This is a genomic window from Planktothrix sp., assembly GCF_046067725.1.
Taxonomy (GTDB): Bacteria; Cyanobacteriota; Cyanobacteriia; order Cyanobacteriales; family Microcoleaceae; genus Planktothrix.
In genome coordinates this window covers 1-7572 of record NZ_JBJUDF010000357.1, presented here as the reverse complement: position 1 = coordinate 7572, position 7572 = coordinate 1, and the positions used below count along the sequence as shown (strand labels likewise).

The 7572-nt window shown below is 42.0% G+C and carries 5 protein-coding genes; 1 reads left to right on the top strand and 4 read right to left on the bottom strand.

Features of this window, described 5'->3' with window-relative positions; translation table 11 throughout:
• From ACKPEB_RS22005 to glpX, 3 genes are all read right to left on the bottom strand, one after another.
• On the bottom strand, window positions 1-675 hold a 675-nt coding region (locus ACKPEB_RS22005; RefSeq protein ID WP_408967156.1), incomplete at its 3' end, for a tetratricopeptide repeat protein.
• 520 nt (window positions 676-1195) lie between these two features.
• Window positions 1196-2494 carry a glutamyl-tRNA reductase gene (locus tag ACKPEB_RS22000; protein ID WP_408967155.1) on the bottom strand — a complete coding sequence of 433 codons (1299 nt, stop codon included), beginning with the start codon at window positions 2492-2494 and terminating at the stop codon, window positions 1196-1198.
• Between the two features lie 185 nt (window positions 2495-2679).
• The gene (gene glpX / locus ACKPEB_RS21995; RefSeq protein WP_408967154.1) at window positions 2680-3717 is read right to left on the bottom strand and encodes a class II fructose-bisphosphatase; all 1038 of its coding nucleotides are present in this window, start codon (window positions 3715-3717) and stop codon (window positions 2680-2682) included.
• A gap of 232 nt (window positions 3718-3949) precedes the next feature.
• Here glpX and ACKPEB_RS21990 point away from each other — a divergent pair, with 232 nt between their 5' ends.
• Complete coding sequence (locus ACKPEB_RS21990; RefSeq protein WP_408967153.1) at window positions 3950-4279, top strand: thioredoxin family protein; 330 nt, start codon at window positions 3950-3952, stop codon at window positions 4277-4279.
• 472 nt (window positions 4280-4751) lie between these two features.
• On the opposite strand, the gene ACKPEB_RS21985 is transcribed toward ACKPEB_RS21990, so the two are convergent.
• Window positions 4752-7572: tetratricopeptide repeat protein (locus tag ACKPEB_RS21985; RefSeq protein ID WP_408967152.1), on the bottom strand; the 2821-nt coding region annotated here is incomplete at its 5' end.

Below are 7572 nucleotides of genomic sequence, written 5' to 3'. Positions count from 1 at the left end.
ATATTGTCCTAAGCTATAGTAAGCAGAACCCAAATTATTGAAAGCTTTTCCTTCTCCATTGCGATCGCCGATTTCACGTAAAATAGTTAAAGACTGTTGAAAAAACTCTATTGCTTTTTGATATTGTCCTAAGTTATAGTAAGCACCACCCAAATTATTGAGAGCACTTCCTTCTCCATTGCGATCGCCGATTTCACGTTTAATAGTTAAAGACTGTTGAAAAAACTCAATTGCTTTTTGATATTGTCCTAAGCTATAGTAAGCAGAACCCAAATTATTGAAAGCTTTTCCTTCTCCATTGCGATCGCCGATTTCACGGAAAATAGTTAAAGACTGTTGATAAAACTCAATTGCTTTTTGATATTGTCCTAAGTCACTGTAAGCATTACCCAAAGCTATTAGAGCTTTTCCTTCTCCATAGCGATCGCCGATTTCACGATAAATGTTTAATGCAGTTTCCCAAGACTGAATTGCGGCTTGGTATTGGCTAGTTGTATATTGTTGTCCTCCCTGCTCTAATAATCGGTCTGCTTCGGCTTTTCGTTCTGTAACCGTTTGGGCGAATACTCTATTACCCCTCTCAAATTTTTTCCCCAATAGGAGTGGAGAGGGAATTGTTAAGGTTAAACTGGTTAATAAAGTGAGTAAAGCGATTAATCCTAGACGTGAGTTCATGGTACTGGGGTAGATACGTCGGGTATTAGTATCAATTTAACCTCGTTTTTGAGAATCGCCAAGATTTTTTGACAATTGTGATTCAGAGTTTATATGAAATTCCTAAATGTTTGCTACAAACCCCCCCTGTAGAGCAGCAGGGCTGTTTCATTTTCGAGAGCGAATTTGTATGACCTCTCCCCCAACCTCTCCCCTGCAAGGAGAGGGGGGACTAATTATTACTATTAAACATCAAAAATCATTAATTACTCCCCCTTCCCTATTAGGGAAGCAGGGCTGTTTCATTCTGGAGACAGATTCCTGTGTGACCTCTCCCCCAACCCCTCTCCTGCAAGGAGAGGGGAGAAAAATTCCTAATATGAAATCTCTGAGAGATTTTAAAATATTAATTGCTCCCCCTTCCCTTGCAGGGAAGGGGGCTGGGGGGTTAGGTCACAGAGGTTTATAAAATCTTAAAGCCATCAAAACTCTTGTTGATGGCTTTAAGATCAGGAGTCAGTCTTGAGAAAAAACAGTCAACCTAACTGTATTGTTGACTAGAATTTTTTTCAGGTTCTAAATTAAACAAAGTTTGTAAAGTTTGCATCGCCCGACGTCGAGCTTCAATATCCTGTTGAGCGCGAAGTTGTACCATTGGATCATGAAGAATTTTATTAACAATTCCTCGCGTTAAAGCTTCAATCACTTCTTGATGTTTATCAGCAAATTCTGTCCCTAAGCGAGATAAAGCTTTTTCTAATTCCTGTTCTCGAATCGTTTCGATTTTATCGCGTAAACAGTTAATCACGGGTACTGTTTCTAAACTGCGCCACCAAACATCAAAGGCTTGTACTTCCTCTTCCAATAAAACTTCCGCTTCCTGAGCCATTTGACGGCGACTTTCATGGTTTTGCGCGACAACCGCTTTTAAATCATCCACATTATAAGCTTGAACATGGGCTAACTCATTCACATCAGTAGCGACATTCCGAGGAACAGAAATATCGACTAACATTAAGGATTGAGAGGCGGTTAAAATCGTTTCTAACTTAGAGCGATCTACAATTGGTTCAGTCGCTGAAGTGCTAGTAAACACAATATCAGAATTAGCCATTACAGACATCATTTCCGACATCGTATCAATTTTTAAATTCGCATCAGGAAATTGATTAGCTAATTCTTTAGCACGCCCTAAAGTTCGATTTAAAATGGTAATTTGGTTCCCACCTTTTGATAATAAGTGCTGAACCAATAAACGCGACATTTTACCCGCACCTAAAATCGTAATGCGATAATTACTTAAGTTCTGGACTTTCATCTGAACTAATTCCACCGCCGCAGAACTAATAGAAACCGCACCCGTACCAATGCTTGTTTCCGTTCTCACCCGTTTTCCAGCCGTCACCGCTTGCGTAAATAAACGGTTAAGAATTCGACTAATGCCTTTATATTGCTGACTTAATTTATGGGTTTGTTTAACTTGGGATAAAATTTGACCTTCCCCTAAAACCAAACTATCTAAACCTGCCGCCACTCGCATTAAGTGCATAATGGCATCATCATGAAGCAAGGTAAATAAATGGGGACGTAATTGATGTAAAGACAGCTTACTTTTTTCTGATAAAAATTGAGTAACTTCCCGAATTCCCGGTTGAGTTTCTGTGGCAACTAAATAAATTTCTAAACGGTTACAAGTGCTCAGAATTGCAACTTCTTGCAGATGAGGATAACTTAATAAATGAGCGATCGCAGTTTCTAATTGAGGTTCTGGAATACTCAATTTTTCGCGTACTTCCACGGGTGCGGTCTTATGACTCAGACCTACAACAGCAATATTCATACAACAGTTGTTATCAATATTAGGTTTAAAAAATGTTTAAAAAAGCAGTAATCAGTGAACCAGTATTTGTTAACTAACATCAGTTTTAGTCAACCCTTAAAAACGATTGGATAAATTGATTACATTTTTACTGATGACTGATGACTGATAACTGAATAACAGTTAACTGTTAACTGAACAAAAACTTAGCGCAATTGCATCATTTTCGGTTTGTCAAACATATGGATAGTATCGACAAAACGAGCCGTTTTAGATTGAGAAGAAATGACTAAACTTTGAGTCCGAGCTCCACCAGCAAAGAAGCGTACCCCTTCCATTAAAGTACCCGGTGTAATTCCACAAGCTGCAAATAACACCGTTTCACCCGATGCTAACTCATTGGCATTATAGACTTTATCAGGATCAGTAATACCCATTTCTTTGAGGCGAGCAATATTGCCTTCTTTGCTTTCCCCAATTAATCCCGTTTTCACCACTTCAGGATCATAGATTAACTGACCTTGGAAGTGACCGCCTAAAGCCCGCATCGCCGCCGCAGAAATCACCCCTTCTGGTGCCGCCCCAATACCCATCAGAGCATGAATATTCGTTCCAGAAAAGGCACAGGAAATCGCGGCTGAAACGTCACCATCACTAATCAAACGAACACGGGCGCCAGCCGTCCGAATTTCATTAATCAGATCTTTGTGACGGGGACGATCCATAACCACCACCACTAAATCCTCAACAGAGCGGTTCATGCAGTCCGAGAGAATTTTTAAGTTTTCAGTGGCAGATTTGTTAATATCGACATGACCTTGAGCCACCGCAGGAGCCGCTAACTTCTTCATATAGAAGTCAGGCGCCGCGAATAAACCGCCTTTTTCAGAAATCGCTAACACCGCCATGGAACCATTTTGACCGTAAGCCACCAGGTTCGTTCCTTCGCAGGGGTCAACAGCGATATCGATTTCAAGCAGTTCATCCGGGTTACAATATTTAGCGGCATCGTCTTGGTTACAGATCCCGACTTCCTCGCCAATATAAAGCATGGGAGCTTCGTCCCGTTCCCCTTCCCCAATGACGATCCGTCCTCTCATGTGAATTTGGTTCATCCGGGCGCGCATGGCTTCAACCGCCACACGGTCTGCTTCATTTTTCTCTCCTTTCCCCATCAAACGAGCAGAAGCAATAGCAGCTTGCTCGACGACTTCAATAATCTCTAATCCAATGACATTATCCACAGAATTTTCTCCTCCCAACAGTTGTGATTGCCGGATTAATTTAGATACTCCCAGTGTTCCAGTCTACCAGAGGGAGGGATTTCCTTTGCATTTTCCAGAACTTACTTTTTGTTAATTTTTACTTCAGTTTTACCTAAACTGAGTGACCAAAGCATAGTTTGCCCGACTTAAGAGTGCTAAGACAGTTTAATCTGGATAAAGATTTGTAGGTCTGTCAATTACGCAAATACCCATGAATAATAACGTTCTTGTGATTCAAGATTCAGAATTTGACTCTGAAGTGCTAAAAGCGGAAAAACCCGTTTTAGTTTATTTTTGGGCGGGTTGGTGTGGCCCTTGTCGGCTTGTCTCACCGTCCATACAAGCGATCGCCACAACCTATGGTGATCAGGTGAAAGTAGTTAAGATGGAAATAGACCCCAACCCTAACAGTGTTAAATTGTGTAACGTTACAGGGGTTCCAGCTTTAAGATTATTTAAGGGTCAAGACATTGTTCAAGTCTACGAGGGAGCCATTAGCAAACCGAAATTAATTGAGTGGCTTGAAACTGGTTTATCCTAAAACTTTCACACGCCCACCCCTGAAAGCTCTAGCATTGAAGGGGTGGATATTAACTTCTGAATTACTATAGCAATCCTATTTGATTTACCGTAGGGGCAATTCATGAATTGCCCCTACGGTAAGGGTTTGAGTCATAGAGGTGATGACAACCGATTTAGACTTGCTATACTATTTCTCTTATTACAAGATTGGGTTTGAGGTCTCAAATATATTCCTCCCTGCGATCGCCATGACAATCTTTGAGTCTCCGCCAACCAATCATTCCCAAAATTATAAATTATCGGTAAAAAAACTAGATTAGATTCCTCCCTGTGGTCGGAATGACAATCTTTGAGTCTCCGCCAACCAATCATTCCCAAAATTATACAAATCATTCCCAAAATTATACAAGTCATTCCGAGCGAAGCGAGGAATCTCTAAACGTTTACGAATCACTTAGAATTGCTTCACTATCTGATCAATTATCCATTGATTAGCGCCAATCTCCCTGAACTGTAAACGCTCCCCAATAATAGGGAGATTGCCATTTTTCAGATTTCCACATTTCCAATTGTGTCTGTCTCAAAGCATGAATTGGATTTTCTTCTCCTTGTAACATTTTTTGATAAAACTTCGTCATTAATTCAGAAGTTGAAGCATCATTAACACTCCACAAACTCACAATGACTCGCCGCGCTCCTGCATACATAAAACCACGAGTTAAACCTACCAGACCTTCCCCTTTCATCTCTTTTCCTACGCCAGTTTGGCAAGCACTCAATACTACTAATTCGGTCGGTAAATCTAAGTTAAAAATATTACTTAACCGCAAAAATCCATCTTGCTTATTGCCTGTTTTATCATATAAAGATAGAACAATGCCTGATAATTCAGGATTGACAGGATCAAATAATCCATGAGTCGCAAAATGAACGATTTGATATTCAGCTAAATTCGGGTTAGTTGCGGTTGCTAAAGAAGCCTCAAAATCTAAGGCTTTTAGTCTTGCATTCTCCGGGACTAATTGGGCAATATTTTCCGCTTCATGTCGGCTATATTGTAACCGATCTAACTCGGAAGCTGTATTCCCTAATAATCCTGAATTTCTGGTAGCCCTATTTCTGGCTAAATCATTCTGGGTGGGGGGGTGATTTTCCGAGACAATTTGATTATTTAAGCGCTGGTCGTTTGATTCAAAAATTGGGTCAGCAATCACCGCAACCGTTTTAGGTGCAGAAGGTCGATTTTGTAATTGTTCTCGTTGAATAGCAACTGTGGAGATAGAAGGAAGAGTAATAATTTCGTTTTCCACTAAGAGTGGATTTTGGGGAGTATTGGGAATAGGTAATGCGGCAAAGGGAATCAATTGTAAAGCTCCATCTCCTACAATTAATAGGCGTTTTTTGGCTAATTGATTGGCTACAGGAGAAAGAAGGATTTGACTCAGAGGAAGTCCGTCTTTTAGGGTAGCATTCTCGGTATTGAAAGACTGGAGGTAAATTTCAACAGCCGTTTTGATTTCACTTTGTTTTGGAAGGATATAAGTGTTGATGCTATTTTTGCTGACTAACCAAAGAAAACTGCGTTCTTCCCCCAGGGAATATTGTAATAATAAGGTATCTTCATCAAGGAGTTGTTGAACTTCTGGCAGATTTAAAGGTTGAGGATATTTCAGTGCAGCATAGCGGGGACTGGTAAGGCGAATTTGGGTTTGTAGTTGATTGAGTTGATTACTGAAGGCTTGAGATTTGGCTTTGAGTTCATCGATTTGTGTTTCGGTATATTGACCTTGGGTGAGTTGATATCGTTGATATTCTACCGTGTTGAGTTGTTGTAGTAAGTTCTGTTCCTGTTCTAAGAGTTTGGGGTCTACCCCTTGACGAATATTAGCACCGGCTTCGGTCAGGAGTTCTACCAGACTTCTGGCGCGAGAACGTTCGCTGGCGTGAAAAGCTAAAGCATCATATCCTTTTTGGGGGTTTTGTTGATGCAGTTGCATTAATAAATCAATGTAGAATTTGTAACCATCCTGAACTGTGGCAAAGAAGGATTGACGAAGTTCTTGGGAACCGATTTTAGTGCGGAGGTCTTCAACAATAGTAATGGCAGTTTCGATGTCTGTAAGAGCTTCGCTGAGGTTGCCTTGATTACGTTTGAGGTAAGCAAAATTAAAGAGAGTATTGGCTTCCCCCCCTCTATGCCCCACAGCCCTTGATAGGGGTAAGGCTTGGTTGTAGTAGTCTAGGGCTTGCTGATTTTCTCCCAGGGAGTCGTACACAAGGCCAATATTGTTGAGAGTCGTAGCTTCCCCCTCCCTATCTCCCACAGCCCTGAATAGGGGTAAAGCTTGGTTGTAGTAGTCTAGGGCTTTTTGTTTTTCTCCGAAGGAGTCGTACACAAAGCCAATATTGTTGAGAGTACGAGCTTCCCCCCCTCTATCCCCCACAGCCCGTAATAGGGGTAAAGCTTGGTTGTAGTAGTCTAGGGCTTGCTGCTTTTCTCCCAGGGAGTCGTACACAAGGCCAATACCAGTGAGAGTAGCAGCTTCCCCCCTTCTATCCCCCACAGCACGTAATAGGGGTAAAGCTTGGTTGTAGTAGTCTAGGGCTTGCTGCTTTTCTCCCAAGGAGTCGTACACATTGCCAATACCAGTGAGAGTAGCAGCTTCCTGCCCTCTATCCCCCACTACCCTTGATAGGGGTAAAGCTTGGTTCAAGTAGTCTAGGGCTTGCTGCGTTTCTCCCAGGGAGGAGTACACACCGCCAATATTGCTGAGAGTAGTGGCTTCCCCCCTTCTATCCCCCACAGCCCGTAATAGGGGTAAAGCTTGGTTGTAGTAGTCTAGGGCTTGCTGCATTTCTCCCAGGGAGTTGTACACAGAGCCAATATTGTTGAGAGTAGTGGCTTCCATCCCTCTATCCCCCACAGCCCGTGATAGGGGTAAAGCTTGGTTGTAGTAGTCTAGGGCTTGCTGCTTTTCTCCCAGGGAGTCGTACACAAGGCCAATATTGTTGAGAGTAGCAGCTTCCCCCCCTCTATCCCCCACTGCCCGATATAGGGGTAAAGCTTGGTTGTAGTAGTCTAGGGCTTGCTGCTTTTCTCCTAATAAGTCATTTATTCTGCCTATAACCAGCAGTGTGAGGGCTTTTTTTCCTGTATCTCCAGCAGCGCGATAGAGTTGGCGGGCGGCTTGCCACTTTTCTAGGGCTTGTCGTAATGATTCTGCTGTTCCTTGCTGAAATAGTTCCAAGCCCTCATTCAATAATCGATCAGCTTCTGAATTACTGCTATTTTGAGCAAGAATTACAGGATTT